Annotated in this window: 21 protein-coding genes; 7 read left to right on the plus strand and 14 right to left on the minus strand. The window is 71.6% G+C overall.

The window, feature by feature from the left end; translation table 11 throughout:
* Nucleotides 1–72: 72 nt before the first annotated feature.
* Entirely contained in the window at nt 73–1836 is a 1764-nt protein-coding gene (aspS, locus tag ABT296_RS03660; protein ID WP_351922756.1) for an aspartate--tRNA ligase, read from the plus strand.
* A gap of 82 nt (nt 1837–1918) precedes the next feature.
* Here the strand turns inward: aspS and ABT296_RS03665 are convergent, their stop codons facing one another.
* The 4 genes from ABT296_RS03665 to ABT296_RS03680 form a co-directional block, all read right to left on the minus strand.
* Complete coding sequence (locus tag ABT296_RS03665) at nt 1919–2176, minus strand: cupredoxin domain-containing protein (protein ID WP_351922758.1); 258 nt, start codon at nt 2174–2176, stop codon at nt 1919–1921.
* Complete coding sequence (locus ABT296_RS03670; protein ID WP_351922760.1) at nt 2173–2520, minus strand: hypothetical protein; 348 nt, start codon at nt 2518–2520, stop codon at nt 2173–2175. The genes ABT296_RS03665 and ABT296_RS03670 overlap by 4 nt, the downstream gene beginning before the upstream one ends.
* Nucleotides 2521–2582: 62 nt before the next feature.
* Nucleotides 2583–3434 carry a helix-turn-helix domain-containing protein gene (locus ABT296_RS03675; RefSeq protein WP_351922762.1) on the minus strand — a complete coding sequence of 284 codons (852 nt, stop codon included), beginning with the start codon at nt 3432–3434 and terminating at the stop codon, nt 2583–2585.
* A gap of 147 nt (nt 3435–3581) precedes the next feature.
* Nucleotides 3582–4127 carry an ATP-binding protein gene (locus ABT296_RS03680; RefSeq protein WP_502977165.1) on the minus strand — a complete coding sequence of 182 codons (546 nt, stop codon included), beginning with the start codon at nt 4125–4127 and terminating at the stop codon, nt 3582–3584.
* A gap of 156 nt (nt 4128–4283) precedes the next feature.
* Here ABT296_RS03680 and ABT296_RS03685 point away from each other — a divergent pair, with 156 nt between their 5' ends.
* Both ABT296_RS03685 and ABT296_RS03690 read left to right on the plus strand, forming a co-directional pair.
* Nucleotides 4284–5159: a helix-turn-helix domain-containing protein gene (locus ABT296_RS03685; RefSeq protein ID WP_351922764.1), complete on the plus strand. Its 876-nt coding sequence runs from the start codon at nt 4284–4286 to the stop codon at nt 5157–5159.
* Nucleotides 5156–5362, plus strand: coding sequence for a DUF397 domain-containing protein (locus ABT296_RS03690; protein WP_351922766.1), 207 nt, complete (start codon nt 5156–5158; stop codon nt 5360–5362). Before ABT296_RS03685 ends, ABT296_RS03690 begins: the two co-directional genes overlap by 4 nt.
* On the opposite strand, the gene ABT296_RS03695 is transcribed toward ABT296_RS03690, so the two are convergent.
* The 6 genes from ABT296_RS03695 to ABT296_RS03720 all read right to left on the minus strand — a co-directional run bounded on the left by ABT296_RS03695 (nt 5355) and on the right by ABT296_RS03720 (nt 15431).
* The gene (locus tag ABT296_RS03695) at nt 5355–6770 is read right to left on the minus strand and encodes a VCBS repeat-containing protein (protein ID WP_351922768.1); all 1416 of its coding nucleotides are present in this window, start codon (nt 6768–6770) and stop codon (nt 5355–5357) included. The two genes, ABT296_RS03690 and ABT296_RS03695, sit on opposite strands and share 8 nt — an antisense overlap.
* 8 nt (nt 6771–6778) lie before the next feature.
* Nucleotides 6779–9874 (minus strand): FG-GAP repeat domain-containing protein, encoded by a 3096-nt coding sequence (locus tag ABT296_RS03700; RefSeq protein ID WP_351922770.1) that lies wholly within the window; start codon nt 9872–9874, stop codon nt 6779–6781.
* A 90-nt stretch (nt 9875–9964) separates the two neighbouring features.
* Nucleotides 9965–11467 carry a polysaccharide pyruvyl transferase family protein gene (locus ABT296_RS03705; RefSeq protein ID WP_351922773.1) on the minus strand — a complete coding sequence of 501 codons (1503 nt, stop codon included), beginning with the start codon at nt 11465–11467 and terminating at the stop codon, nt 9965–9967.
* Between the two features lie 129 nt (nt 11468–11596).
* Nucleotides 11597–11962 (minus strand): PH domain-containing protein, encoded by a 366-nt coding sequence (locus ABT296_RS03710; RefSeq protein WP_015659096.1) that lies wholly within the window; start codon nt 11960–11962, stop codon nt 11597–11599.
* Nucleotides 11963–12056: 94 nt separating this feature from the next.
* Complete coding sequence (gene metG, locus ABT296_RS03715) at nt 12057–13775, minus strand: methionine--tRNA ligase (RefSeq protein ID WP_351922776.1); 1719 nt, start codon at nt 13773–13775, stop codon at nt 12057–12059.
* Nucleotides 13776–13895: 120 nt separating this feature from the next.
* The gene (locus ABT296_RS03720; RefSeq protein WP_351922778.1) at nt 13896–15431 is read right to left on the minus strand and encodes a VWA domain-containing protein; all 1536 of its coding nucleotides are present in this window, start codon (nt 15429–15431) and stop codon (nt 13896–13898) included.
* Nucleotides 15432–15666: 235 nt separating this feature from the next.
* Here ABT296_RS03720 and ABT296_RS03725 point away from each other — a divergent pair, with 235 nt between their 5' ends.
* Complete coding sequence (locus ABT296_RS03725) at nt 15667–17745, plus strand: PhoX family protein (RefSeq protein ID WP_351922780.1); 2079 nt, start codon at nt 15667–15669, stop codon at nt 17743–17745.
* Nucleotides 17746–17761: 16 nt separating this feature from the next.
* Here ABT296_RS03725 and ABT296_RS03730 read toward each other — a convergent pair whose 3' ends face one another.
* The 3 genes from ABT296_RS03730 to ABT296_RS03740 all read right to left on the minus strand — a co-directional run bounded on the left by ABT296_RS03730 (nt 17762) and on the right by ABT296_RS03740 (nt 21756).
* Entirely contained in the window at nt 17762–19711 is a 1950-nt protein-coding gene (locus ABT296_RS03730; protein ID WP_351922782.1) for an FUSC family protein, read from the minus strand.
* Between the two features lie 174 nt (nt 19712–19885).
* The gene (locus ABT296_RS03735; RefSeq protein ID WP_351922784.1) at nt 19886–20875 is read right to left on the minus strand and encodes an endonuclease/exonuclease/phosphatase family protein; all 990 of its coding nucleotides are present in this window, start codon (nt 20873–20875) and stop codon (nt 19886–19888) included.
* 35 nt (nt 20876–20910) lie between these two features.
* Nucleotides 20911–21756 carry a hypothetical protein gene (locus ABT296_RS03740; RefSeq protein WP_351922786.1) on the minus strand — a complete coding sequence of 282 codons (846 nt, stop codon included), beginning with the start codon at nt 21754–21756 and terminating at the stop codon, nt 20911–20913.
* A gap of 154 nt (nt 21757–21910) precedes the next feature.
* Here ABT296_RS03740 and ABT296_RS03745 point away from each other — a divergent pair, with 154 nt between their 5' ends.
* Entirely contained in the window at nt 21911–22456 is a 546-nt protein-coding gene (locus tag ABT296_RS03745; protein ID WP_351922788.1) for an SH3 domain-containing protein, read from the plus strand.
* 61 nt (nt 22457–22517) lie between these two features.
* Here ABT296_RS03745 and ABT296_RS03750 read toward each other — a convergent pair whose 3' ends face one another.
* The gene (locus tag ABT296_RS03750; protein WP_351922790.1) at nt 22518–22964 is read right to left on the minus strand and encodes a hypothetical protein; all 447 of its coding nucleotides are present in this window, start codon (nt 22962–22964) and stop codon (nt 22518–22520) included.
* A 120-nt stretch (nt 22965–23084) separates the two neighbouring features.
* Between ABT296_RS03750 and ABT296_RS03755 the strand changes: the two genes are divergently transcribed.
* Both ABT296_RS03755 and ABT296_RS03760 read left to right on the plus strand, forming a co-directional pair.
* On the plus strand, nt 23085–24308 hold the full coding sequence (locus ABT296_RS03755) for a PP2C family protein-serine/threonine phosphatase (RefSeq protein ID WP_351922792.1): 1224 nt from the start codon (nt 23085–23087) through the stop codon (nt 24306–24308).
* Nucleotides 24309–24377: 69 nt separating this feature from the next.
* Complete coding sequence (locus ABT296_RS03760; protein WP_351922794.1) at nt 24378–25457, plus strand: hypothetical protein; 1080 nt, start codon at nt 24378–24380, stop codon at nt 25455–25457.

Consider the following 25457-nt stretch of genomic DNA (forward strand, 5'->3'; position numbering starts at 1 on the left):
GGCCGGTACCCTTGGGACGTCCGGGCACCGGGCCCCGGAGATTCCCGATCCGCGAAGACTGGATGAACGACGATGCATCGGTACAGGTCCCACACCTGCGGCGAGCTCCGCGCCTCTGACGTCGGCACCGACGTCCGGCTGAGTGGCTGGCTGCACAATCGGCGCGACCTGGGCGGCATCCTCTTCATCGATCTGCGCGATCACTACGGCATCACGCAGCTCGTCGCCCGCCCCGGCACCGCCGCCTACGAGGCCCTGGACAAGCTCTCCAAGGAGTCCACGGTCCGGGTCGACGGCAAGGTCGTCTCCCGTGGCGCCGACAACGTGAACGCCGAGCTGTCCACCGGTGAGGTCGAGGTCGAGGTCGGTGAGGTCGAGCTGCTCGGCGCGGCCGCGCCGCTGCCGTTCACGATCAACGCCGAGGACGGGGTCAACGAGGAGCGGCGCCTGGAGTACCGCTTCCTGGACCTGCGCCGCGAGCGCATGCACAAGAACATCCTGCTGCGTACGGCGGTCATCTCGGCGATCCGTCACAAGATGACGGCGCTGGGCTTCAACGAGATGGCGACCCCGATCCTGTCCGCGACCTCCCCCGAGGGCGCCCGTGACTTCGTGGTCCCCTCCCGCCTGAACCCGGGCAAGTTCTACGCCCTCCCCCAGGCGCCGCAGCAGTTCAAGCAGCTGCTGATGATCTCCGGCTTCGACCGGTACTTCCAGATCGCGCCCTGCTTCCGTGACGAGGACGCCCGCGCGGACCGTTCGCCGGGCGAGTTCTACCAGCTCGACGTGGAGATGAGCTTCGTCGAGCAGGAGGACGTCTTCCGGCCGATCGAGAAGCTCATGACGGAGCTGTTCGAGGAGTTCGGCAACGGCCGCCACGTCACCTCCCCCTTCCCCCGCATCCCGTTCCGCGAGGCGATGCTGAAGTACGGCTCCGACAAGCCGGACCTGCGGGCCCAGCTGGAGCTCGTCGACATCACCGACGTCTTCGAGGGCTCGGAGTTCAAGGCGTTCGCCGGCAAGCACGTCCGTGCGCTCGCCGTGCCGGACGTCTCCGCGCAGCCCCGGAAGTTCTTCGACCAGCTCGGTGACTACGCGGTCTCGCAGGGCGCGAAGGGCCTGGCCTGGGTGCGGGTCGCCGAGGACGGTTCGCTGTCCGGCCCGATCGCGAAGTTCCTCACCGAGGAGAACGTCGCCGAGCTGACCAAGCGGCTCTCCCTGGCCGCCGGTCACGCCGTGTTCTTCGGCGCGGGCGAGTTCGACGAGGTCTCCAAGATCATGGGCGCGGTCCGGGTCGAGGCCGCCAAGCGCGCCGGGCACTTCGAGGAGGGCGTGTTCCGGTTCTGCTGGATCGTCGACTTCCCGATGTACGAGAAGGACGAGGACACCGGGAAGATCGACTTCTCGCACAACCCGTTCTCGATGCCGCAGGGCGGCCTTGAGGCCCTGGAGAACCAGGACCCGCTGGACATCCTGGGCTGGCAGTACGACATCGTCTGCAACGGCGTCGAGCTGTCCTCCGGCGCGATCCGGAACCACGAGCCGGAGATCATGCTCAAGGCGTTCGAGATCGCCGGCTACGACCGGGACACCGTCGAGGAGCAGTTCGCGGGCATGCTCCGCGCGTTCCGCTTCGGCGCCCCGCCGCACGGCGGCATCGCCCCCGGCGTCGACCGGATCGTCATGCTCCTCGCGGACGAGCCGAACATCCGGGAGACCATCGCCTTCCCGCTCAACGGCAACGCGCAGGACCTGATGATGGGCGCCCCGACCGAGCTGGACGAGACCCGCCTGCGGGAACTCCACCTGTCGGTCCGCAAGCCGCAGCCGAAGTAGTCCTCGGCCGAGGGGGCCCGGAACCGCACGCGGTTCCGGGTCCTTTCAGTTTCGACACCGGCCAGCCGGGGAGCTCGCGGGCTCAGAACCCCAGGTACGTGATCTGGACGACGTAAACGCGCTCGCTGCGCACGACGACCTGATACGTGAACATTCCGCCCGGGACGATGACATCGCCGCCCCTCGGGTCCATGTCCTGGTGGGCCCGGCCGTGGATGTGGACGGCTTCGGCGGCTCTGACCAGCTCATCCGCCGCGCTCGCCACCCTGGCGAGAAAGGCGGCGGGCGCTGTCCGGGCGGCTTCCTCCGCTCCGAAGGCGTACTCCCACTTCCAGCTCAACCGCGTACTGCCTTCATGGCTTCGTCCAGTACAGCGGTCAGCTCCCGAAGAGCCGCCCGAGCGGTATCGGGATCCTCGTCCTCCAGTGTGTTCCGCGCGCGCTCGAAACGGGCGGACAGGTCGGGGCGGCGGGCGATCTCGATGTCCCGGGACCACAGGAGGACCCAGCTCCTCACGGGGCTCAGCGACTCCCACTCCACGGCCTTGGCGAACGCCTCGTCCTTCGTGGCCTGCATCTCCTCCAAGCGGGCGGGAGCCACGACGGCGAGGGCCGTGCGCAGGGCGTCAGGGGTCTGCTCGGGCCGGGGGATCAGCTCGCGCCCGTGGTCGGCCAGTGTGCTCATGGTGTCCTCCAGGAGTACCCCTGCCAGGGTATCCGGGCCGGACCGGGCGAGGGCTCGCATGCTCACAAGGCACCCTTCGGGTCGGTTCGGCAGTCGCGGCAGAGGCCCGGTTCGGGGGCGCGGAAGGCGCGTTCGCAGCCGTCGCAGGTCTGGAAGGGGTGTCTGGGCTCCGGGGCCGGGCGGAACGAGGGCAGCGGGGGGAGTTTGGCCGCCAGGCGGTGGGCCAGCAGGGCCGCCGGGCGGGTCAGGGGGGTTGGCGGGAGGCCCTCGGTCAGGGCCTTGGTCATGTCGGGCGGGGTGATGTCCCGTTCCAGCCAGGCGACCACGCCCGGTGCCAGGTGTTCCACGTCCGTCTGCGAGAGGAGCAGACGGGGGTCCTCGCGGCGGAGGCCGGCCAGGACGCCGATGGCCGTCTGGAGCAGGTCTGCCGAGGTCAGCGACGGTTTCGGTACGGCAGGGAGGCTCTTGCGGGGCGGCGGCTTGGTCGGGGCCCCGCGTCGGGCCGGGGGCTTGTCCGAGGGGGCGGGCCCGCGGTGGCCGGGCTTGTTGCAGGAGATCGTGCGGGTGATGAACCGGCCGCTGGGGGTGCGTTCGCGGACGCGGCGCAGGTAGCCGTACGTCTCCAGCTCGCGCAGGCCCGCGGCGATCGTCGTGCGGCCCTCGGGGAACCTCTTGGCGAGGCTCTTGATGTCGACCTCGGTGCCCTCCCGCAGCGACTGGATGTGGGTCGCGAGGCCGATCGCCACCAGCGACAGGTGGTGGTGCTGGGAGAGGTGGTTGCCGACCACGACGAATTCCTCGGTGTGGCGGATGTTGTCGTGGATCACGCCACAGTTGGGCCGAGGACGGGGGTGGCTTTTGCCCGGGATCCGGGACTTGGTGGGCGTGGGCGCGTTAGGGTTTTGAGAGTCCATTGGGAAGGTTCTGCTTCCTCGGTGGTCAGGCCCCCGCAGGGACGCTACTCCCGGCGGGGGCCGTCGCATGTCTGGTGGTGGGGGGCGTCTTGCTGCGCTGAGCGTAGGGCAGGCAACCGGGCTCGAATCCAGCCCAGTTGGGCATATTCACTCGCGGGAGTGAGTTTGCCCGGCGGGAGGGAGGGGTGGGGTTTGGTGGGGTTCTTTCTCTTCGGTGGGTAGTTCTTGGGGACGTCCCGTCGGACCGGAGTCCGGTGCGTCGGGTTCCGGTGACTCGCCTTCCCCGAGGGCGAGTTCGGCCCAGACCGTCTTGCGGGGGTGCGATCCTCGGGTGACGCCCCAGCGGTCGGCGAGCGCCTCCACGAGGGTCAGGCCGCGGCTCGACTCGTCCTCCCCGTCCGGCACTTGGGGCGTCGGCAGCCGGTCGCCGCGGGTGTCCGTCACCTCGATGCGGAGGGTTCCGCCCACGACGTACAGCAGCAGTGCGAAGTTCCGGCCGGGGACCCTGCCGTGCGTCGCGGCGTTGTTCGCCAGCTCGGCGACGACGTGCGCGGCCCGCTCCAGCGGCAGTCCCCACGAGCGGAGTTGCTCCGTCGCGAGCAGTCGGGCGAGGCGGGCGCCGCGTGGTGTCGGTGACAACAGCACGCTGAAGTGGCGGATGTGGCCCTCGGGTTGGGCCGGTTCAGGAATCACGTCACTCAGCGTGGCCGAGTACGCCTACCGTGAGTAGTGACGACGCCGTTGCGTACGGTGACTGTCCGGAGCTTGTCCGGTGCTGTCCGGGCTTGTCGGGGCGGTGCGTACGGGTAGGGGCGTGGCGGTACGCGGCGGTACGACCAAGGGGCGCGCATGTCGGTGGACGGCGAGGTACGACGGCTCAGGACAGAGGCGGACGAGCCGGGCTGGGAGGTCGATCCGGACGACGAGTGGGGCGTGGCCGTGGTCGCCACGGTGGGGCGGCAGTTGAAGCTGAGGCGCGAGGCGGTGGGGATGCGCGCCGGCGAGTTCGGCGACGCGGTGGGGTACGGCGAGGACCTCGTCTACAAGATCGAGGCCGGGAAGCGGATTCCCCGCCCCGAGTATCTGGACAGAGCGGACGAGGTGCTGGGGGCGGGCGGGCTGCTGGCGGCGATGAAGGAGGACGTGGAGAAGGTCCGGTACCCGAAGAAGGTTCGGGCCTTGGCTGAGATGGAGGCGAAGGCGGTCGAGATCGGGGTGTATGAGTGCAACATCATCGCGGGGCTGTTGCAGACACCGGAGCATGCGCGAGCCGTCATCGGGGCTGCACAGCCGCCGTACTCGCCGGATGATGTGGAACGCATGGTGGCGGCGCGCGTCGCTCGGCAGTCGGTCTTCCGGCGTGACCCGGCGCCCGCGCTCAGTTTCGTCCTGGAAGAGGGCGTACTGAGGAGGCCCATCGGGGGCACAATGGTGTGGCATCAGCAGCTCGAACGGCTGCTGGAGCTGGGGCAATTACACAACGTCGTGCTTCAGGTGATGCCGATGGACTGTGACACCCACTCGGGGTTGGACGGGCGTATCGAGCTGCTGAAGTTCGTGGACGGCGCGGCGGTCGGTCGCTCCGATGGTGCGTTCAACGGCCGACCTGTCCATGATCCCAAGCAGCTGCGCATTCTCGAACTGAGGTATGGCACCATCCGGGCTCAGGCGCTCTCGCCCCGGGAGTCGCTGGCCCTCATCGAGCGAATGCTGGGAGAAACATGATCCGCGAGGCCTCTACTGGGGATGTCTCCGAGCTGGCGTGGTTCAAGAGCAGCTACAGCGGCGGCAATGACGGCAACTCCTGTGTAGAGGTCGCCCATACTCCCGGCACCATCCACGTCCGAGACTCCAAGTACCGCGAAGTCGGCCCCCGTCTCGCCCTCGGGGCGGAAGCGTGGGCCGACTTCGTGGTGTTCGTCAGATGAGCCAGAGCAGCCCGTTACCGCCGAGCAGGGTGCCGTTGGTCTGGGACAGGCCGAGCGAGGGGCCGGTGTAGACGCGGGCGCCGGTGCCGGTGGGGCGGGCGGAGCCGCCGGGGAGGACGAACACCGCGCCGGTGTCGTTGTTTTCGCCCGCCGCTCCGATGAACAGCTCCGGACGGCCGTTCTTGTTCACGTCCCCGACGGAGACGGTCGTGCCGAAGAAGTCGTCCTTCTCGGAGACGCTCGGGACGCCCGAGGTGTCCTGGGTGAAGGTGTACGCGCCGCTGCCGAGGGCGCCCGAGGCGCGGCCCGGGATCACGGTGACCGCGCCGGCCCGCCGCACGCTGCCGACGCCCTCGTAGGGCGCGCCGACCACGATCTCGTCGAGGCCGTCCCGGTTGAGGTCGGCCACCGTGAGGCCGCCGCCGAACGCGTCGCCCTTCTCGCTCGCGCCGGGCACACCGGCCGTGTTCTGGGTGATCTGAACCGGCTCGGTGTCTGCTGAGATGCCGTTCGCCGAGCCGTGCCAGACCAGGACCCGGCCGCCTGGCATGCCGTCGGCGCCCGCGACGGCGGGCTCGTCCGGGTCACCGGCGACGAGGTCGTCGTAGCCGTCGCCGTTGACGTCGCCGGAGGCGGTGATCAGGCCGTTGCCGGTCAGCTCCGTGCCGATGGCGAAGGTCGTGTGGAGCCGGCCGCCGGTCAGGTCGCCGTCGCGGGCCGTGGCCACGCCCGGACGGGGTGTCGAGTCGCCGTACCAGTCGCCGAGCGTGACCGACTCCACGGAGCCGACGTCCATGCCCAGGATGGCGACCCCGAAGGTCCCGGTGCGCGAGAAGGGCCCGGAGAAGTGGATGAACGCGTCGTACCCGGCCACCACGACCGAGGTGCCGCCCGCCGGGCCGAGGCTCAGCGCGGCGATGTCCTGCCCGTACTGGTGCGGGGACTCGGACGGCGACGGCAGTTCGGTGCCGCTGGTCAGCCCGTTCTTGCCGCCCCAGAGGACCGACACCTGACCGGAGTCCGTTCCCTTGGTGGTGTCCTCGTAGGGGGAGCCCACGACCAGGTCGGCGTAGCCGTCCCGGTTGAGGTCGGCGGTGGCGGTGGCGGCGCCGAACCGGTCGTACGCCTCCGCCGTGCCCGGCACCCCGGAGGTGTTCTGCGTGATCGTCTTGCGCCGGGTCGAGGAGAGCCCGGAGGACGAGCCGTACAGCACGACCACCGCGCCCGCGGCCTCCTTGCCCGACACGTTCGCGCCCGGCGCGGGCAGGACCGCGTCCCGGTAGCCGTCACCGTTGAAGTCGCCCGGCACCGCGCCGTGGACCGCGGCCGCCGGAACGGCCGGCAGCAGGGCACCCGCGGTCAGGCTCGCCGCCACGAAGGCGGCGACCCCCCATCTGCGTATCGTCATGTCTCCCCCTAGGAAAGGGACTTGTAGCCCGAGTAGCCGGTCGCGATCTTGGCACGGCCGCCGAAGGAGCCCTTGCCGTCGCCGCTGTTGCGGTACAGGTTGCCGCTGGTGTCGCGGGAGACCAGGTCGGGTCTGCCGTCGTCGGTGATGTCGCCGACGCCCACGACCACGTCGTAGGAGGCACCCCAGTCGGAGAAGACCTTCGCCCGGGCCGCGAACGTGCCGTCACCCTTGCCGTCGTAGCGGTAGAGGACGTTGGCCTTGTCCTGGGCGACGAGGTCGGCCCTGCCGTCGCCGGTGATGTCGCCGACGCCCACGATCTTCTTGTACGTCTTCCAGTTGTCGTAGAGCTTGACGCGGGCGGCGAGCTTGCCCGTGCTGGTGCCCTTGTACAGGTAGACGGTGCCGGTGGAGGCGTTGCGGGCCAGCAGGTCCGGGCGGCCGTCACCGCTGAGGTCACCGGGCGAGGTCAGCACGTCGTACTGGGTCCAGCCGCTGGTGGCGAGGGTGGTGTACGAGGTCGACGGCTTGACCGCCGCGTTGCAGCCGGGCTTGTACAGGCGCAGGGCGCCGCTGCTGTAGCGGACGAGCACGTCGTTGCAGCGGTCTCCGCTCAGGTCCCCGAAGGGGACGGCCTTGACGGTGGTGGGCCAGCCCGTGCCGGTGGTCTTCTCGCCGAACTTGCCGGTGCCGGTGCCCGCCTGCCAGGTCAGGCCGCCGGAGGAGTTGAGGGTGAGCAGGTCGCCTCGGCCGTCGGGGCCGTCGGGGCTGGTGAAGTCGTGCCGGACCGCCGACCCCCGCTCCATGAAGACACTGCCTGCGACCACGGTGTTCGCGGTGGAGGAGCCGAGGCCGGTGGCCTTCAGCGTCCAGGTGACGGGACCGTTCGGGAAGTAGGTCCCGTCGGATGCCTTGCCGGTCCACGTCATCGACACCCGGTCCGTGCGCGCGCCGCCGGTGAAGGTGCGCGTGGCCCTGCCGTTCGCTCCGCTCTGGAGGGAGCTGAAGGTGAGCGACCAGGAGGTGACCGGGCGGGAGAGCTCCACGTCGACCTCGTACGGCATGGCCGGCGTGACCAGGCTGGCGTACGCGCTGTCGAAGGCGGTCACCGGGGAGGGGGCGATGCCCGTGGTGGTGACCCGGACGCGCTCGTACGAGTCGAACCAGGCGACCAGGCCCGTGTACTCGTCGACCGTCCAGCGGTAGCGGCGGTCCAGGGCGACGCCGCTGTCGGGGAGGCCGGAAGCGATGACACGGCTCGTGCCGCCGGCCGCCTCGGTGAGGACCAGGGTGGCTGCCGCGTGGTCGTGGCGGACGGTGAAGCCGTCGCCGAGCAGCACGTCACCGGGGGTGACCGCCCTCGACGTACCGGCCTTGGTGTCGTACACGCCCGCCGAGGCGGACCCGCAGGCCCAGTACACCCAGCGGCCGGCGGCCTGAAGCTCGGTCGGCGCGCAGGCCAGGCCCGGCACGGTCACCGTGGCCAGTGTCTTCTTCGTGATCAGGCTGTACGAGGTGAGCGTGCCCGCGGTGGTGGTGGCGCTCCACAGGGTGGGGCCGTGCAGGGCGGCGGCGCGCGCCGATCGCTTCAGCTGCTGGCCCTGGCCGAACTCGCCGACGTACTGGGTGGATCCGGAGGTGTAGACGGCGTAGTCGTCGGAGACGTCGACGATGCTGCCGCCGCCGGTGCCGAACTCCAGGTCGCTGCTGACGACGGCGTTGAGCCGGTCGGCCTTGTCCAGACCGCTGCCGCCCTCGTCGGCGTCGGAGAACGTGCTGAGATAGACGTCGTCCGGCTCGCTGCCGGTGTTGCCCCACAGCGGGATGCAGGTGGTGCTGCCCGGCTGCGGGCAGACCGCGGCGGAGGAGAGCTGGACACTGTCCACGGCCGCGGTCGAGGTCAGCTCGGTGGAGCCGTTGGTGGTGAGGGTGCGCAGGGTCGTGTAACGGCCGGAGTCGACGACGCGCAGGCTGCCGCGGCTGAGGGCGAGGCCCGTCTTGGCCTTCTCCACCGCCGGGGACTGGTACGTCTTCTCCAGCTTCAGCGCGTCCCCGGCCTGGCTCACCCGCTGCACCCACCAGTCGGTGGCGTCGGTGCCGCCGGTCACCAGCGCGGTGCCGTCCCCGGAGGCCAGCGTGTACACGTCCGCGCTGGCCAGCAGTGTCTGCCGCTTCGAGGGGTCGGTGACGTTCACCGCCGTCAGCTGAGAGCCGAGCGCGCTGGACGTCAGCGGGAGGATCAGCCAGTCGCCGACCAGGACCGGGTCGCCCTCCAGGGTGCCGGGGAGCGAGGACAGCGTCACGACCTGCTCGGGGGCGGTGAGGTCGGTGCGGGACTTCAGGTGCAGTTCGCCGCCGCCGTACCAGCCGAGGCGGTCGGAGCTCATCACGAACTCCGCGTTGGCGTCGTAGTCCTCGAAGGCCGTGGTGTTCACGGCCGACTCGACGTCGATGTATTGGAGCGTGCCGAAGGTGCCCTCCGCGAAGAGGACACCGGAGGAGTCCGCGGCGAGGACACTCTCGGACGGCACACTGGACTCGCCGGCGATCCTGCGGGTCCGCCACTCGCCGTCGACCTTGTCGATCAGGGAGTAGGAGGTGACGATCGTGTCCCCCGCCAGCGCCCGGTACTTTCCGTGGGTGCTGTTCCAGCTCACCTTCCTGGACTCGGCGATCGCCGGGTCCCAGAACGTGGCGAACTCGTCGGTCGTGGAGGCGGGCAGGGCGATCAGGTCGCTGCCCGAGCCGTACCAGCCGCCGTAGCAGTCCCAGCCCATGTACTTGCAGTTGGCGACCGGGGTGTAGACACCGGCGTCGTTCTTCACCGTGACGGTCTCACCCGTCGCGTAGTCCGTCCACGCCAGCCCGGTCCGGCCCGTCTGCCAGTGCAGGAAACCGCTGTCGCCGGAGACCAGCGGCCGGTCGGCACGCGGAGTGGTGCTGCTGGGATCGGTCAGGGTGATCGCGGCGGTGCCGGCGACCTCGGCCGCCTCGGCGGTGTCGTGGCCGTCCGACAGGACGACCACGGACGCGGTCGCGACGGCGACCACGAGAGAGGAGACGGCGGCGGTCAGACCGCCCCGTCTCAGGGCGTGTCTGCCCACGTGCGCTTCCCTCCCCAGCGAAAGCGCTCGCTTTCGCACAAGTGGCCGAATGCTAGCAGCGGTTGGCTCAAACCAGGAGGTCAGCCCGGGTCAGCTCTTGGTGCTGGACACCTTGCGGGTGCGGCGGCGCAGCGCCGGGCCGAGGCGGACCAGGACCCGCTTCTCCATGCCCGCGACGCGCCGCTCCAGGGCGGTGAGCTGCTTGCGGGTGGCCTCCAGCCGCTCGACCGCTTCGGCGAGCTTCTCGGCGGTGCCCGCGGCGCGCTTCTCGGCGGCGGCCAGCTTGCCGCGCAGTTCGTCGTTCTTCCTGGTGGCGGCCGTGAGCTTCTTGGTGAGCCTGGTCTCCGAGGCGGTGACCGACTCGCGCAGCCTGCTCATCCGGTAGCGGTTGTGCCCGTCCTCGGTGCCGTCCCAGACCTCCATCGAGGCGGGCAGGTCGAGGGCGGCGACCTGGGCGTCGAAGGCGGCACCGCCGTCACCGTGCTGGTAGGTGTTGTCCAGGCCGTTGCGGGTGAGGAAGGCGGTGATGCGCTCGAACCGCTCGCCGTGGCCCTTGATCATGGCCGAGAAGTCGGCGGCCTCGTACAGGTCGCGCGGGTCGGTGTCGGCGGACAGCGTGGAGAGCTGCCGGTGCGGGATGTCGAAGTACCGGCACAGCTCCAGGGTGCGCGAGTCGTGGGTGAGGACGACCGCGGGGGTGCCAGCCAACAGGGCGGCGATGTTCCCGTGGATCCGGGTGCCGTAGGCGAAGTCGTAGGAGCGCAGCTCGTCGATCCAGGTCGCCGGGTCCAGCGGCATGCGCACCTTGTTCTCGCGGAGCAGGGCGTGGCTCAGCTGGAGCGGGAAGGGGTCCTCGAAGCCGGACTCGGGGGTGGTGTCGCCCCAGAGCAGCAGCTCGGCGTCGACGAGGTTCTGCGCGTAGTAGGTGAGGTTCGGGTAGTGCGCGTGGGCGTGGGCGGCGATGCCGGCGACGGGGCCGACGGGTATCGCGTTCGGGGAGAGGTTGATCGCCAGGCGGGAGTCCGCGGTGATCTCCGTGGCGCGGATCTCCGGGAACCGCTCGCCGTACAGGAACATCGACGGGCAGCCCATGATGTCGATGCTGTCGTCCGGGACGCCGTGGTCCCTCAGATAGCTCGCGGTCAGCTCGCCGCGGACGCCGATGGAGGCGGAGCGGTCCAGGACGGCCCGCGCGAAGCGCTTCACGGAGGCTTCCATCGGGGCCAGCATGTCGGTCGCGTAGTCGTCGGTCGCCTGGGCGCCGACGCCGAACACCACCACCGGGATGGTGAGCTGTTCGATCAGCGTGGAGAGCCGGTCCAGCGACGCCTGGAACTGGGGGCGGAAGGCGTTGGCGAGGGGGACGACGAAGACGTCGTACCGCTCGTTGATCTCCGCCGCGCGCTCGGCCGAGTGGTTCGTGCGGATGCCGTTGGAGGTGACCTCGGTGTCCGGGGTCGTCAGCATCTTGTGGGCCGAGTCGCTGAACAGCAGGTTCCCGGTGTTCGTCCCGATCAGGTCCTGCTGGATGAACTCCGTCGGCGTGGCCACCCGGAGCGGGCTCTTTCCGGAGCGGATCAGGATGCGCTTCACGAGATTCCTTGATGCTGATGCGTCGCGTGCGAGGCGAGCGGTGAGAGGAGTAAATCGAACACTATCCAGGGATAGATGAATAGTGAAGGAATTGTCACCGCTCGCCCGTCTCGCGAGCCGATTCGTGACTTATCGCGCGACGTACTGCGTCAGGATCGCCTGGACCTCGTAGATGTCGACGCCCTTGGTGAAGGTCTTCGTGATCGGGAGCTGGGCGCCGGAGACCCAGATCTTCAGCTCGGCGTCGAGGTCGAAGGTGCCGGCCGTCTCCACCGCGAAGTGCGTGATGCTGCGGTACGGGATGGAGTGGTACTCCGTCTTCTTACCGGTGATGCCCTGCTTGTCGACCAGGATCAGACGGCGGTCGGTGAACAGGATGGTGTCGCGTATCAGCAGGTAGGCGGTGTGCACCGTCTCGCCCTGGCCGAGCAGCTTGGCGTAGTCCTGCGCGGCCTGCGCCGGGTCGATCGGGTGTGCGTTGCCGAAAAGAGCCATGAGAGGACCCCCCACTCGAATTGCTGTGCGGCCGTGCCCGGCCGCGTGATCATGGCCAGATATACCCGCAGAGTGAGGGGCCCGAGAAGGGCTGTTACGCCGCTGTGTCTCCGCCGAAGCGCTCCTTGTACGTTTCGAGGTCTTCGTCCGTCAGCTTGGCGAACAGCACCGGCGGGACGGTGAACGGCGTACCGGCCGGGACGAAGGACAGCGCCTTCGCCTCGTCCGCCGACACCCAGGTCGCGGTGTCGTCGGCGAGCGCGAACGCCTGCCGCATCGCCGCCGAGGTCGACGGGATGAACGGCTCCGAGACCACCGCGTACAGGTGGATCAGGTTCATCGCCGTGCGCAGGGTCAGCGCGGCGCCCTCCTGGTCGGTCTTGATCTCCAGCCAGGGGGCCTTCTCCTCCAGGTAGGAGTTGCCCGCGGACCACAGGGCGCGCAGCGCGGCGGCGGCCTTGCGGAACTGGAGGGCCTCCATCTGCGCCTCGTACTCGGCCAGCAGCTCGGCGATCTGCTCGCCGAGCCTCGCCTCCGCCTCACCGGCCGGGCTGCCCGCCGGGACCTCCTCGCCGAACCGCTTCTTGGAGAAGGACAGCACGCGGTTGACGAAGTTGCCGAGGGTGTCGGCGAGGTCCTTGTTCACCGTCGCGGTGAAGTGCTCCCAGGTGAAGGAGGAGTCGTCCGACTCGGGGGCGTTGGCGATCAGGAAGTAGCGCCAGTAGTCGGCGGGGAGGATGTCCAGCGCCTGGTCGGTGAAGACACCGCGCTTCTGGGACGTGGAGAACTTCCCGCCGTAGTACGTCAGCCAGTTGAACGCCTTGACGAAGTCGACCTTCTTCCACGGCTCGCGCACGCCGAGTTCGGTGGCCGGGAACATCACCGTGTGGAAGGGGACGTTGTCCTTCGCCATGAACTCCGTGTAGCGCACGGTGTCGTCGGCCTCGTACCACCACGACTTCCAGTCGCGGTTCTCCGGGTCCTCGTCCGACCACTCCTTGGTCGCGCCGATGTACTCGATCGGGGCGTCGAACCAGACGTAGAAGACCTTGCCCTCGGCGGCCAGCTCCGGCCAGGTGTCGGCCGGGACCGGGACGCCCCAGTCCAGGTCACGGGTGATCGCACGGTCGTGCAGGCCCTCGGTGAGCCACTTGTGGGCGATCGAGGAGGCCAGCTGCGGCCAGTCCTTGTCGTGCCGGGCGACCCATTCGCGCACCTCGTTCTCCAGCTTCGACTGGAGCAGGAAGAGGTGCTTGGTCTCGCGGACCTCCAGGTCGGTGGAGCCGGAGATCGCCGAGCGCGGGTCGATCAGGTCGGTGGGGTCCAGGACGCGGGTGCAGTTCTCGCACTGGTCGCCGCGGGCCTTGTCGTAACCGCAGTGGGGGCAGGTGCCCTCGACGTAGCGGTCCGGGAGGAAGCGGCCGTCGGCCGGGCTGTACACCTGGCGGATCGCCCGCTCCTCGATGAAGCCGTTCTCGTTCAGCCGGCGGGCGAAGTGCTGGGTGATCTCCACGTTCTGCGGGGAGGAGCTGCGGCCGAAGTAGTCGAAGGCCAGCGCGAAGCCGTCGTAGACCGCCTTCTGCGCGTCGTGCGCCTGCGCGCAGAACTCCGCCACCGGGAGGCCCTGCTCCTTCGCGGCCAGTTCGGCGGGGGTGCCGTGCTCGTCCGTGGCGCAGATGTACAGGACGTCGTGGCCGCGCTGGCGGAGGTACCGGGAGTACACGTCCGCCGGGAGCATGGACCCCACCATGTTGCCCAGGTGCTTGATCCCGTTGATGTACGGAAGGGCGCTGGTGATGAGGTGTCGAGCCATGGCTTGGCTGCTCCCGGGTCGGTTGTTTTTCGAACCTTGAAATCGTAGCCGACACGGGTGGGCCGCCCGCTTCCCGTTTTACGGGGTGGGAAGGGGGCGGCCCGGGTGCGCCTTTTTTTGTTACGGGCGCCAGTCCGCCAGTACGCCCGTGTAGAGCTCGGTGTCGGTCAGCTCTCGGGGGGTCGGGCCCGCGTGGAAGAACGACGCGTTGCCGGTCTTCAGTTTGCGGAGGTAGTCGAAGGCCTTGTTGTCGAGGTCGCCGAAGGCCACGAAGGCGAAGTGGATGTGGGGGTGGTTCTTCGCGGCGTCGGCCAGGGCCTGGGTGGCGGGGGTCTTCGCGTCGGGGGCGCCGTCGGTCTGGAAGATCACGAGGGTGGGGGTGGTGTCGGTGGCCTCGGGGTTGTTCTTCGTGTGGGTGGCCACGACTTCTTCCACTGCTACGTGGTAGCTCGTGCGGCCCATGCGGCCGAAGGTCGCGTGCAGGTCGTCGATCTTGTTCTCGTGGTCGGTGAGGGTGAGTTCGCCGGTGCCGTCGAGTTCGGTGGAGAAGAAGGTGACCTGGACCGTTGCCTCGGGGTCGAGGTGGGCGGCCAGGGCGAGGGTCTGCTCCGCGAGGGCCTGGGCGGAGCCGTCCTTGTAGTACGGGCGCATGGAGGAGGAGCGGTCGAGTACGAGGTGTACTCGGGCCCTGGTGCCGGTGAGGTTGTTCTTCTTGAGGGGGGTGGTGGCGGCCTTGTAGGCGGTGAGGAGGCCGGGGGCGGCGGTCTTGAGGCGGGTGAGGGGGATGGCGGGGGCCGGGGTGGGCTCCTCGGCCACGGTCGGCTCTGGTTCCGGGGTGGGCTCCTCGGCCACGGCCGGCTCCGGGGCGGGGTCCTCGGCTACGGCCGGCTCCGGGGCGGGGTCCTCGGCTACGGCCGGCTCGGGCTCCGGGGATACGGCCTCGGCTTCGCCTTCGGCCTTGTCGTTCCCACCCGCACCACCCGTGCTGGATTCGTCGTCGGGTGCGGGTGGCCCCTGTGGGGCCTGCTCGTCGTCGGCGGCCGCGGGTGCGGCTGCCTCCGGCTCGGGCGCCTCCGCGACGACGGGCTCGGGGGCCGGGGTGGGCTCCTCCGCGACGATGGGCTCGGGCTCGGGGGTGGGCTCCTCGGCCACGACCGGCTCGGGCTCGGGGACGTCGGCCGCTACCGGCTCCGGCTCCGGTTCCGGGGTGGGGTCCTCGGCCACGACCGGCTCGGGCTCGGGGACCTCGGCTGCTACCGGCTCCGGCTCCGGGGCGGGGGCCTCGGCTGCGACCGGGGTGGGGTCCTCGGCCACGACCGGCTCGGGCTCGGGGACCTCGGCCGCTACCGGCTCCGGCTCCGGCTCAGGGGCGGGGGCCTCGGCTGCGACCGGCTCCGGGGTGGGCTCGGGCGTGGGGGTCTCGGCCACGATCGGCTCGGGGGCCGGGGTGGTCGTGGCCTCGTCCGCCGGGGGTGACTGCTTGGGGACCGTTACGTTGTCGAAGGCTGCCGCTACCAGTTCGTGCTCGTTGTCGTCCTCCGCGGGGCGGGGGTCCGGGAGCTGGGGCGTGGGCGAGGTCGCCGCACCCTCTGCTTCGGCCGTGCGCTCCTTTCGGGAGCGGCCGAATGCGTTCCGCAGGAGAGTGAGAATGCCCATGTGCGCAACCCTTCGCATGAGTTGTGTCCGTCAATCCCTGGCCAGGACGGACACGTAAGGTTAGCCGCCCCGTGGGGTGATCTTGGGGCGGGATCCCCCAGGTGGGCGCCTGTGGGGCAACTGACTTTCCGATACCTCCAGTTCACCCTCCGTTAAGTCGGCGTCCCCGTTTTCGCACATACATCCCCCTAGCGTCCGACTGGCTGGATTCAAGGGGAAGCTAGGGGAGTACAAAGTGCGCATTCCACTGCCGCTGATCAGAACGTCGGACGGTTCGCACGCCGGTGGGCGTTCTGCCATGACATGCCGTTTCCGTTGTGGTGACGCCTGTTTCCACGAGGTGCCCAACACCACCGCCAACCCGTACGTCGGCGATGTCATCGCCGGTGCCCTCAGTCGTCGTGGCGTGATGCGTGCCGCGGCCGTCGTGACCGCCGCGGCCGCCGCCGGTACCGCCGTGTCCGTCGCCGCCGCCCCGGCCGCCGAGGCCGCGCCCCTCGCCGGGCACAAGCCCAAGCCCAAGCCGTCCGGCAAGGGTGCTCGCGGGCTTCGGTTCTCGCCCGTAGCGCCCAATACCAACGATGCCGTCACCGTGCCCGAGGGGTATGGGCAGAACGTGGTCATTCGGTGGGGTGAGCCCATTCTGCGTGGGGCGCCCGCCTTTGACCCGGAGAAGCAGACGGCCGCCGCGCAGGCCCAGCAGTTCGGGTACAACTGCGACTTCCTCGCGCTGCTGCCGCTGCCCGGCGAGCACAACCGGCAGATCCTCGTCGCGAACCACGAGTACACCGACGAGATCCTGATGTTCCGCGGCTACGACCCGGCCGCCCCGACCCGTGAGCAGGTCGAGATCGCCTGGGCCGCGCACGGTCTGTCCGCCGTCGTCGTCGAGGGCGAGCGCCGCAGCGGACGGCTCCGTCCCGTGCCGCGCCACCCGCTGAACCGGCGGATCACCGCCACCACCGAGTTCCGGATCACCGGCCCCGCCGCCGGCTCCGACCTGCTGAGGACCTCCGCCGACCCGACCGGCACCAAGGCGCTCGGCACCCTCAACAACTGCGCCGGCGGCACCACCCCCTGGGGCACCACGCTGCACGGCGAGGAGAACTTCAACCAGTACTTCGCCAACTCCTCCAGCGCCACCGACAAGCGGTACGGCATCGGCACCGGCGCCACCGAGCGCAAGTGGGAGCTCTTCGACAAGCGCTTCGACGTCGCCCAGGAGCCCAACGAGGTGCACCGCTTCGGATACGTCGTCGAGCTGGACCCGTACGACCCGCACTCCAAGCCCCGCAAGCGCACCGCGCTCGGCCGCTTCAAGCACGAGGGCGCCACCGTGCGGCTCACCGACGACGGCCGCCCGGTCGTCTACTCCGGTGACGACGAGCGGTTCGACTACTTCTACAAGTTCGTCGGCAGCAAGCGGATGAAGAAGGGGTCGAGCAGGGCCGCCCGTGAGCACAATCTGACGCTGCTCGACGAGGGGACGCTCTACGTCGCCCGGCTCACCGGGGACTCTCCCGCCATCGAGATCGACGGCACCGGCAAGCTTCCCTCCGACGGCGAGTTCGACGGCTCCGGCGAGTGGATCCCGCTGGCCACCGCCACCGCCAAGGGCGCCGTCAGCCACGTCGAGGGCATGACCGCCGACGAGGTGTTCGTCTTCACCCGGCTCGCCGGTGACAAGGTCGGCGCCACCAAGATGGACCGCCCCGAGGACGTCGAGCCCAACCCGCACACCGGCAAGGTGTACATCGCCCTCACCAACAACTCCAACCGCGGCAAGGCCGGCTACGCCGCCGCCGACGAGGCCAACCCGCGCAACAGCAACAAGCACGGCCAGATCCTGGAGCTGACCGAGCGCTGGAACCGCGCCGACAGCACGAAGTTCGCCTGGAGCCTGTTCCTGGTCGCCGGTGACCCGGCCGACCCGGCCACCTACTTCGCGGGCTTCCCCAAGGACCAGGTCAGCCCGATCTCCTGCCCCGACAACGTCGCCTTCGACCCGCACGGCAACCTGTGGATCTCCACCGACGGCGCCCAGCTCGGCTCGCACGACGGACTCTTCGGCGTCGCCACGCGCGGTGACCGGCGCGGTGAGCTGAAGCAGTTCCTGACCGTGCCCAAGGGCGCGGAGACATGCGGCCCGATCATCCAGGACCGCCGCGTCCTGGTCGCCGTCCAGCACCCGGGCGAGATCGACGGCGCGAACGTCGAGAACCCGGCGAGCACCTGGCCCGACGGGCCCGGCCGCTACGTCCGCCCGGCCGTCGTGGCCGTGTGGCGCGAGGACGGCGGCGACATCGGCGCCTGACCGGCGCCGGTGGCGTTCAGCGCGGTGCGGTGGGGGAGGCGATCGCCCTGGCCGCCGCCACCTCCTGGCGCAGCGGCTCCAGGACGCTGCCCGCCGGCCCGGTGAGGTCGGTGCGCACCGCGTACAGCACGTCCACCTTCCGCAGGCCGTCCGCCAGCTCCCTGAGCTGACGGGCGGCCTGTGCGATCTCCCCCTGCGAGGGCGGCGGCGCCCCGTGCTTGATCCGTACCCGGGCCGCGGTGGTGGCGTCCACGATCCGTTCCACGGCCACCACCAGCGGCCACCAGGCCGCGGCCCGGCGTCCGACGGGCGGCGGCTCGGTCAGGGCCCGCTGGAACTCCGTACGGATGACGGAGAGGTCGCGGTAGAGGCGGCGGCGCATCCGGGCCCGGGCGGGCGGGTCCACGGCGTCCTTGCCGAAGGCGCCCTCCACATAGCGCGCGGTGTCGGCCACCGCGTCCGCGAGCCGGTCCCCGACCCGGGTGTGCCAGCTCTCCGGCCACAGCAGGTACCCGGCGACCAGGGCGATGGCGCAGCCGGTCAGCGAGTCCACCAGCCGGGGCAGCAGCAGCCCGGTGCCCTGGTGGTTCAGGGTGTCGGACAGCAGCATGATCACCGGGGTGATGGCGGCGGTCTGGTAGCCGTAGCCGCGCGGGGTGAGCGCCGGGATCAGCGGCGCCAGCACCAGCATCACGGGCACGTCCCACCAGCCCCGCGGCACCTGCGAGAGCACCGCCGCGGCGACGACGAGACCGGCCACCGTGCCCAGCGCGCGCAGCAGCGCGCGGGAGAACACCGAACCGAAGTCCGGCTTCATCACGAAGGTGATGGTCAGTGCCACCCAGTACGAGCGCGGCACCGGCACCGTCGACACCAGCACCTGGGCCGCGCCGATGCACAGGGCCAGCCGCAGCCCGTAGCGCCAGGAGGCGGCGGACAGGGCGACGTTGCGGGCCGCGCGGGCGGCCCGGACCCCGAGGGCGGCGGGCCGGCCGAGCCGGTCGTCGATGCCGCGGGGGTCCACGTCGGGTGCGGCGACCACGTCGGCGGCGTGGCGCAGGGCGTGGTCGACGGCCCGCGCGGTCTCCGACATCGGGGCGGGCAGCCGCAGTTCGAGGGGGCCGGTGAAGCCGGTCTCCACGGCCCGCGCGAGATGCCGTACCGCCTCGGGGAGTTCGGGCGGCAGCCGGTCGCCGTCGAGATGGGCGGCGGGGGCGGCCTCCACGACCGGGATGAGGGCGTTCAACTGGGCGAGCAGCCGGGTCAGTTCGGGGCTGCGGCCGTGATGGCGGGTGCGCCGGGCGAGGACCAGGTCGTAGGACTGGTTCAGGGACTGGGTGACGGTGTGGCGGACGTCGTCGTAGGTGCCGGGCCGGCCGGTGGCCGCCAACAGGTCGGCGGCGGTGCGGTAGGTGTCGGCGACCGCCGTGCGCTCGGGGACGCCGCCGCGCAGCGGCCAGGCCAGCAGCGCGAGCAGCAGCACCAGCAGGCCGCCGCCGGTCATCAGCAGCGGCGCCGCCCACCACGGGCCGGGCATCGGCAGACCGGCGCCGATCACCGTGTTCAGCAGCAGGAGCAGCCCGGATACGGAGGCCACCGCGCCGATCGTCGAGATCATCCCGGAGACCAGCGCGACGCCCGTCACCACGGCGACCGCGGCCCAGCCGTAGCCGAACGCCAGGGAGCCGAGCGTGATGCCGACGGCGCCGAAGAGCTGGGGCACGGCGATGTTCAGGAGCCGCATCCGGTAGGCGTCCGCGGTGTCCCCGATGACGCCCGACAGGGCGCCCATGGAGGCCAGTGCCCCGTACTCGGGCTCGCCCACGGCCAGTCCGACGGCGAGCGGGGCCGTCAGCGCGACGGCGGCCCGGGCGACGGCGGCCCGGTTGACGGGCGCGGGCTCCGACCGGAGGTTCCGGACCAGCCAGTCGGGCGGGGTGAGGCCGATGGGGAACTCGCGGGGCATGCGCCCATTATGGGCGGCCGGGTTCAGCGGGTCCGGTGCAAGGTGACGTCGGAGCGCACGCCCCGGTGGTCGGTGGTGCGCTGGTTGAGGAAGCGGGCCGTGTGGGTGGGGAGGGCCGGGGTGGGGTGGACGTGGTTGATGTGTGGGTCGCGGGTCGGTGTGGTGCGGCGGGGTTCAGCGGGTGCGGTGGAGTGTGATGTCGGCGAGGACGGCCCGGTGGTCGGTGGCGCGCAGGTCGAGGAAGCGGACCGCGCGGGCGGAGAAGTCCGGGGTGAGGAGGACGTGGTCGATCTGGGCGCCCAGTGGGGGTGCGGTGCGGGCGGGCCAGGTCGGGGTGCGGTCCTGGCCCGTGAGGCGGGCCGCGTCCCGCAGGCCGGTGTCCAGCAGGCGGCGGAAGGCGGCGTGGTCCTGGGAGGCGTTGAAGTCCCCGGCGAGGATCGTCGGCGTCCGCCGGTCGGCGGCGGCGAAGTCCCGCAGGCCGTCCAGTTCCCGGCGCCAGTCGCCGACGCGGCCCGGCAACGGCGGCATCGGGTGCGCGAGTTGCAGCCGTACCGGGTGCCCGCGCACGTCGGCGACCGCGCCGGGCATGCCCATGGTGCCGGGGACGCCCGCGGTGCCGCGCAGCGGGAACCGGCTGAGGATCACCGAGCCGGTGGAGCCGCCGCCCGGTACGGCCCGGCGGTGCGGGTAGGCCGCGCCGACCGTCTCCTCGAGGCGGGCCGCGCAGGTGTACTCGCACTCGGAGACGAACACCAGGTCCGGGCGCTCCCGGCGGACCGCGGTCACCAGCGCGTCGGTGCCGTGCCCGAACTCGACGTTGGCGGCCAGCACCCGCAGCGAGACCAGTGCGGGCCCGCCCGGGGTGCCGGCCCGGCCGTACGGTTCGATGAACCAGGCCAGCAGCCCCAGTACCAGCACGCCCCACACCAGCCCGGTCCACCAGCGGGCGAGCAGGGCGCAGAGGAGGCCGAGGGCGGTCGGCACCAGCAGCCAGGGCAGGAAGGCCAGCAGTTGCGGTACGGGGGTGAGGGCGTCGGTGCCGGCGGCACGGCAGCCGACGACCACGCTCACGCCGGCCAGCGGCAGCCCCGCGCACCAGGTCCCGAACCGCCGTCCGCCCGGCCGCCGTTCCCCGGCCGCCGTCCCTTCAGCCGCACCGCCCAACTCCCGGCCCTTCGTTCACGGAGAGGACTCCTCCCTCAAGGACGGGAGGCCGGCGCCGAAGGTTGCCGCCGGGTCAGCAGCCAGGTGGCCGCGGCCACCGCGAGGCCGACGGCGACCAGCAGCCAGGAGACCGTGCGCAGGGTCCCGGTGAGGGCGTCGTAGACCGCTCCCGCGGCCGGCCGGTGCACGTCGTCGGGCAGGTCGGAGAGGGTGAGCCGGCGGCCCAGCGCGACGGCGAGCCCGAGGAACGCGCCGCCCAGCGCGGTGCCCAGCGACATCGCGGTGACCGCGCGCCGGCGGCAGGCGGCGACCGCGAGCCCGGCGACGGCGAGCCCGGCTGCGGTGACGGGCAGCCAGAACCCGGCCACCTCCAGCGCCCGGAACCCCCGTCTCAGCTCGGCCAGTTCACCGGCCGGCAGCACGGCGACCTCGGTGTGCCGGACGGGGATGCGGTGCGCGAAGGGCACGTGGTCGGCGGCGAGCCGGTCCCTGACCTCGGCGGCGACCGGCGCGAGGTCGACCCGCACCTCCTCGGTGCCGCCCTCCCGTACGGCTGTGAGGATCGCGTCGTGGACGGCCCGGTTGCCGCTGTCCCAGGCGGCGCGGAACGCCTCGGTGCCGGTGAAGGAGCGCACCGCGTCCCGGACGAAGGGCCTGAGCGGTGCCCCGGCGCCGGTCTCCCGCACGATGCCGTCGCCGACGGTGTCCGCGACCGCCTCCCGGACCGCGGGGTTCCCGGCCAGCGGCGCCATCGCGGTGACGTACCGTCCGGTGTCGGCCAGCCCGTAGGAGGCCCAGGCCGCGAGCGCGCCGAAGGGCACCAGCAGACAGGCCGCCGCGATCAGCGCGGCCGACAGGGCGTTCCGCAGTCGGGTGGACACCCTCCCAGGCAAGACCGACCCGCCGGGGCCCGCCAGCGGGGTGCCGCCGTCTGGCCGAGGCCCGGAACCCCTTGGGGGAAGCGGGATCCGCGCCCTCCGGTGGAGGGTTCACCCGAACGGGTGTTTCCTGGTGCTGGGGAGAAGGAGGCGATTCATGCGCACCACTCCGGCCCTGCGGACCCTGGCCGTGGCCCTGCTCACCGGCGGCTCCCTGATCGCCGCCACAGCGGGTGCGACGGCCGCCCCGGCAGCACCGCCGACCTACGCCGACGGAGACGGCGGAGGCGGGCGCCACGGCGATCCGGTCTGGGGCACAGTCGTTTCCCACACGAAACTCAACGTCAGGCAGGCGCCGACCAGTCACGCGCCCGTCGTGACGCGGCTCTCGCCGGGCAGTCAGGACCGCGTGGACTGCGCGGTCCGAGGCCAGAGCGTCAACGGAAACCCGTACTGGTACTGGCTCGTGGGCGCCCAGGGATGGGCGAGCGCGGCCTTCGTCAACACCGACGGGCACTGGGTGCCCAAGTGCGCGGACCCCTGTCCGGAGTGGAAGGACGGGTCCTGGACCAACTGGGACGAGCCGTTCGAGGGCAGTTCCTGGAACGCCTCCGGGTCCGGTTCGTGGAGCGCTTCGGGCTCATGGAGCTTCAGCGCGTCCGGGTCGTCGTCCAGCGGTTGGAGCCTGCTGGGCGGCTGGTGAGGGATAGGTGAGGGAGCGCGTGGGCCCCGGCGGTCTCGCCGGGGCCCACGCGTGTGCCGGTTCAATAGCGGGGCAGGGGGTTTCCCTCGGCGTCCTCGTGCGTGTAGTAGCGGTAGAAGAACACCGCGAAGATCGCCGCCGTGACCAGCAGGCTCAGCATCACGGACTTCAGGATGCTCGCGCCCGCCTGGCTGTACAGGAAGCCGAACGCGGCGCCGGCGAAGGCGGACTTCACCAGCGAGTGGAGTTCCCGCTTGAGCCGCGGGGCCAGCGTGGCGACCGCGATGCACAGCACCGCGAACGCGATCGCGGTGACGAACCCGAACAGGACGTTCCAGCCGGTGATCTCGCCGCCGTCGCGCCGGTTGGCCGCGGCCCAGTAGCCGTAGACGAGCCCGAGGGCGACCGGGATGCCGATCCGGGCCGCCCGGTGCGTGCGCTCGTCGAAGATGTCGGATGTGATCGTCCCTCTGGCCATCAGGCCGGGTTTGGGTGCCGCATGAGCCATCGGAGCACTCCTCTCGGTGTCCCTCCCGGGCTTTCTCCCCTGTCATCAAGGGCACACCCGGGGCGGGTGACCTGGCAAGTCGAAGATGCGGGGGGCACGGGCCCGTGCTTCGCTGACGGCATGAGCGGGCGCGGACGGACACCGGTGGGCGGTCGCCCGCCCCGGCTGCTCCCGCACCGCTCCACCGCCCGGCCCACCGCCCGGCCCACCGCCCGGCCCACCGCCCGGCCCACCGCCCGGCACCCGCAGATCCTCCGGGTGCGGGGCCGCCGGGCGGCCTGGGTGCCGCCGCTGCTGCTGCTCGTCGCGATCGTGGTGATCGACTACCACACGGCGCGGGAGTTCCGGATCATCTCCTGGCTGGTCCTCGTCCCCGGTATCGCCGCCGCGATCTGCGGGGTGTGGACCACGGCCGCCTTCGCGGTGCTGTCGACGCTCACCTATCTCGTGGCGGACAGCGTCCTGCCCAACGAGTACCAGGCCGGACCCGCCGACTTCGCGCTCTCCGCGATCGGCGGCACCCTGGCCACGCTGGCCTGCGCGGTCCGGGTGCAGGCGGAGCGGCGCGCGCTGCACCTGGAGGACGTCGCCGAGACGATCCGGCGGACCGTGCTGCGGCCGCTGCCACCCGGCTGGGGCGGCCTGGACCACGCCGCCGTGTACCTCACCGCCGACGTCGAGGCGGCGGTCGGCGGCGACTTCTACGACATCCAGCCCGGCCCGCACGGCACCCGTGTCCTGGTCGGCGACGTCCAGGGCAAGGGGCTGAGCGCGGTGGAGGCCGCCGCCGCGCTGCTCGGCACCTTCCGGGAGGCCGGCTACCACGAGGCGGACCTGGCGACCGTCGCCGAGCGGCTGGAGAGCAGGATGGTCCGGCACGTCGCCCACGTCACCGCCCTCGGCCGCGAGGACGCCGACCGCTTCGCCACCGCGGTGCTGCTGAACTTCCCCGCGCACCGGCCCGGCACCCTGGAATCGGTCGTCTTCGGCCACGAACCGCCCCTGGTCATCGGCGCCGGCGAGGTGCGCCAACTGCCGCCGGGCGACGCGCTGCCCCTGGGGCTCGCCGCCCTCACCGGCACCACCGCGCCGCCCCCGGTACGGCGTACGCCGCTCGCCGCCGGGGAGACGGTGCTGCTGACCACGGACGGGGTCACCGAGGCCCGCGACGGGATCGGCGCCTTCTACCCCCTGGCCGCCGAGGTCACCCGGGCCGTGGCCGCCGACCCCCGGGCCGGCGAACCCCGCGGCCTGGTCAACCTGGTCCGCGACGGCACCCTGCACCACTGCGGGGGCGTACTGGCCGACGACACAACGGTGTTCGCGGTACGCCGCCGGTCCTGATCCCCCTCGTCACGGCCGTACCGGCTACGGTGCTGCCGTACGTGATCGACGGGGGATGGGGAGGGACCGATGCCCGGAACCGTGCTGCTGATCGCCGCCTCACCGGCGGGCCGGGGCTGTCTGGTGGACGCCGCGTCCGTGCTCCCCGTGCTCGCGGCGGTGCCGCCCGCGGTGCTGGCGGGCGCCGACACGGCGAACGTCGTGGAACTCGCCGACCCGCTGGAGCCGCAGGCCGTGCTGACCCGGCTGCGGGCCGCGGCGGCCGCCCCCGGCCCGCTCACCGTGTTCGTCACCGGCCAGCTCCAACTCGACCGCAGACAGCGGCAGGTGCATCTGGCGCTGGCCCGGACGACCCCGTCGACGGCGCGCTACACGGCGCTGCCCTGGAGCTGGGTCCGGGAGGAACTGCGGCTGCGGGCCCCGGGCACGACGGCACTGCTGCTCGATCTGCACGCGGACGCCGAGACCTGGGAACACCTGCGGGGCACGCCGCTGGACTCGGGGCGCACCAGCGCCGTCTACGGCCGGATCGCGCCGCCGCCGGGGCGGCGGACGGTGGCGGCGCCCTCGTACATGAAGGCGGTGGCGACGATCCTGCGCAGCGGACGGCGGCCCCCGCTCGCCCAGTTGCACCAGCAGGCGCTGGCCCGGGTGGGCAGCGAGGGGTACGCGGATCTGGTGCTCGGGGTGCCCGAGGCGAGCGCCCCCGACCCGCACCCGGCGCTCGCCGAGGCCGTGCAGTCCGGACGGCACGCCGACGCCGAGGCGCTGGCCGCCCGCCATGAGCTGGACGCCGTGCGCACGTACGGCCCGGGGTCGGCGCAGGCGCTGCACTGGGCCGAGGTCCGGGCCGATCTGGCGATGTTCGCGGGGGACGCGGTCCGCAGCTGCCGCGGCTGGCTGTCGGTGGCGTCGGCCCGGCTGGCCGCCGGGCAGTCGGCGGCGGACCCGGAGGTGGAGTCCGCCGTGGACCGCGCCCACCACCAGTGGGGCCTGGTCACCGATCCGGCGCGGGCCCGTGAACTGGGCCCAGCGCTCGCCGAGTTGAGGACCCGGGTGCCCGGCCGCCGGGAGGGCGCGCTGGACCATGTCCGGCGGCGCCTGGACACCCTGGCGCCGAGCGTCCTCTCCAGCGACCGCGGCGCGTAG

The sequence above is a fragment of the Streptomyces sp. NPDC000983 genome (assembly GCF_040299205.1).
Taxonomy (GTDB): domain Bacteria; phylum Actinomycetota; class Actinomycetes; order Streptomycetales; family Streptomycetaceae; genus Streptomyces.

Bases quoted from the DNA above. Each gene is read 5' to 3' on its own strand.
- aspS (WP_351922756.1), top strand. From the start codon at position 73: ATGCATCGGTACAGGTCCCACACCTGCGGCGAGCTCCGCGCCTCTGAC.
- ABT296_RS03670 (WP_351922760.1), bottom strand. From the start codon at position 2,520: ATGAGCACACTGGCCGACCACGGGCGCGAGCTGATCCCCCGGCCCGAG.
- ABT296_RS03675 (WP_351922762.1), bottom strand. From the start codon at position 3,434: ATGGACTCTCAAAACCCTAACGCGCCCACGCCCACCAAGTCCCGGATC.
- ABT296_RS03685 (WP_351922764.1), top strand. From the start codon at position 4,284: ATGTCGGTGGACGGCGAGGTACGACGGCTCAGGACAGAGGCGGACGAG.
- ABT296_RS03690 (WP_351922766.1), top strand. From the start codon at position 5,156: ATGATCCGCGAGGCCTCTACTGGGGATGTCTCCGAGCTGGCGTGGTTC.
- ABT296_RS03695 (WP_351922768.1), bottom strand. From the start codon at position 6,770: ATGACGATACGCAGATGGGGGGTCGCCGCCTTCGTGGCGGCGAGCCTG.
- ABT296_RS03710 (WP_015659096.1), bottom strand. From the start codon at position 11,962: ATGGCTCTTTTCGGCAACGCACACCCGATCGACCCGGCGCAGGCCGCG.
- metG (WP_351922776.1), bottom strand. From the start codon at position 13,775: ATGGCTCGACACCTCATCACCAGCGCCCTTCCGTACATCAACGGGATC.
- ABT296_RS03720 (WP_351922778.1), bottom strand. From the start codon at position 15,431: ATGGGCATTCTCACTCTCCTGCGGAACGCATTCGGCCGCTCCCGAAAG.
- ABT296_RS03730 (WP_351922782.1), bottom strand. From the start codon at position 19,711: ATGCCCCGCGAGTTCCCCATCGGCCTCACCCCGCCCGACTGGCTGGTC.
- ABT296_RS03745 (WP_351922788.1), top strand. From the start codon at position 21,911: ATGCGCACCACTCCGGCCCTGCGGACCCTGGCCGTGGCCCTGCTCACC.
- ABT296_RS03750 (WP_351922790.1), bottom strand. From the start codon at position 22,964: ATGGCTCATGCGGCACCCAAACCCGGCCTGATGGCCAGAGGGACGATC.
- ABT296_RS03755 (WP_351922792.1), top strand. From the start codon at position 23,085: ATGAGCGGGCGCGGACGGACACCGGTGGGCGGTCGCCCGCCCCGGCTG.
- ABT296_RS03760 (WP_351922794.1), top strand. From the start codon at position 24,378: ATGCCCGGAACCGTGCTGCTGATCGCCGCCTCACCGGCGGGCCGGGGC.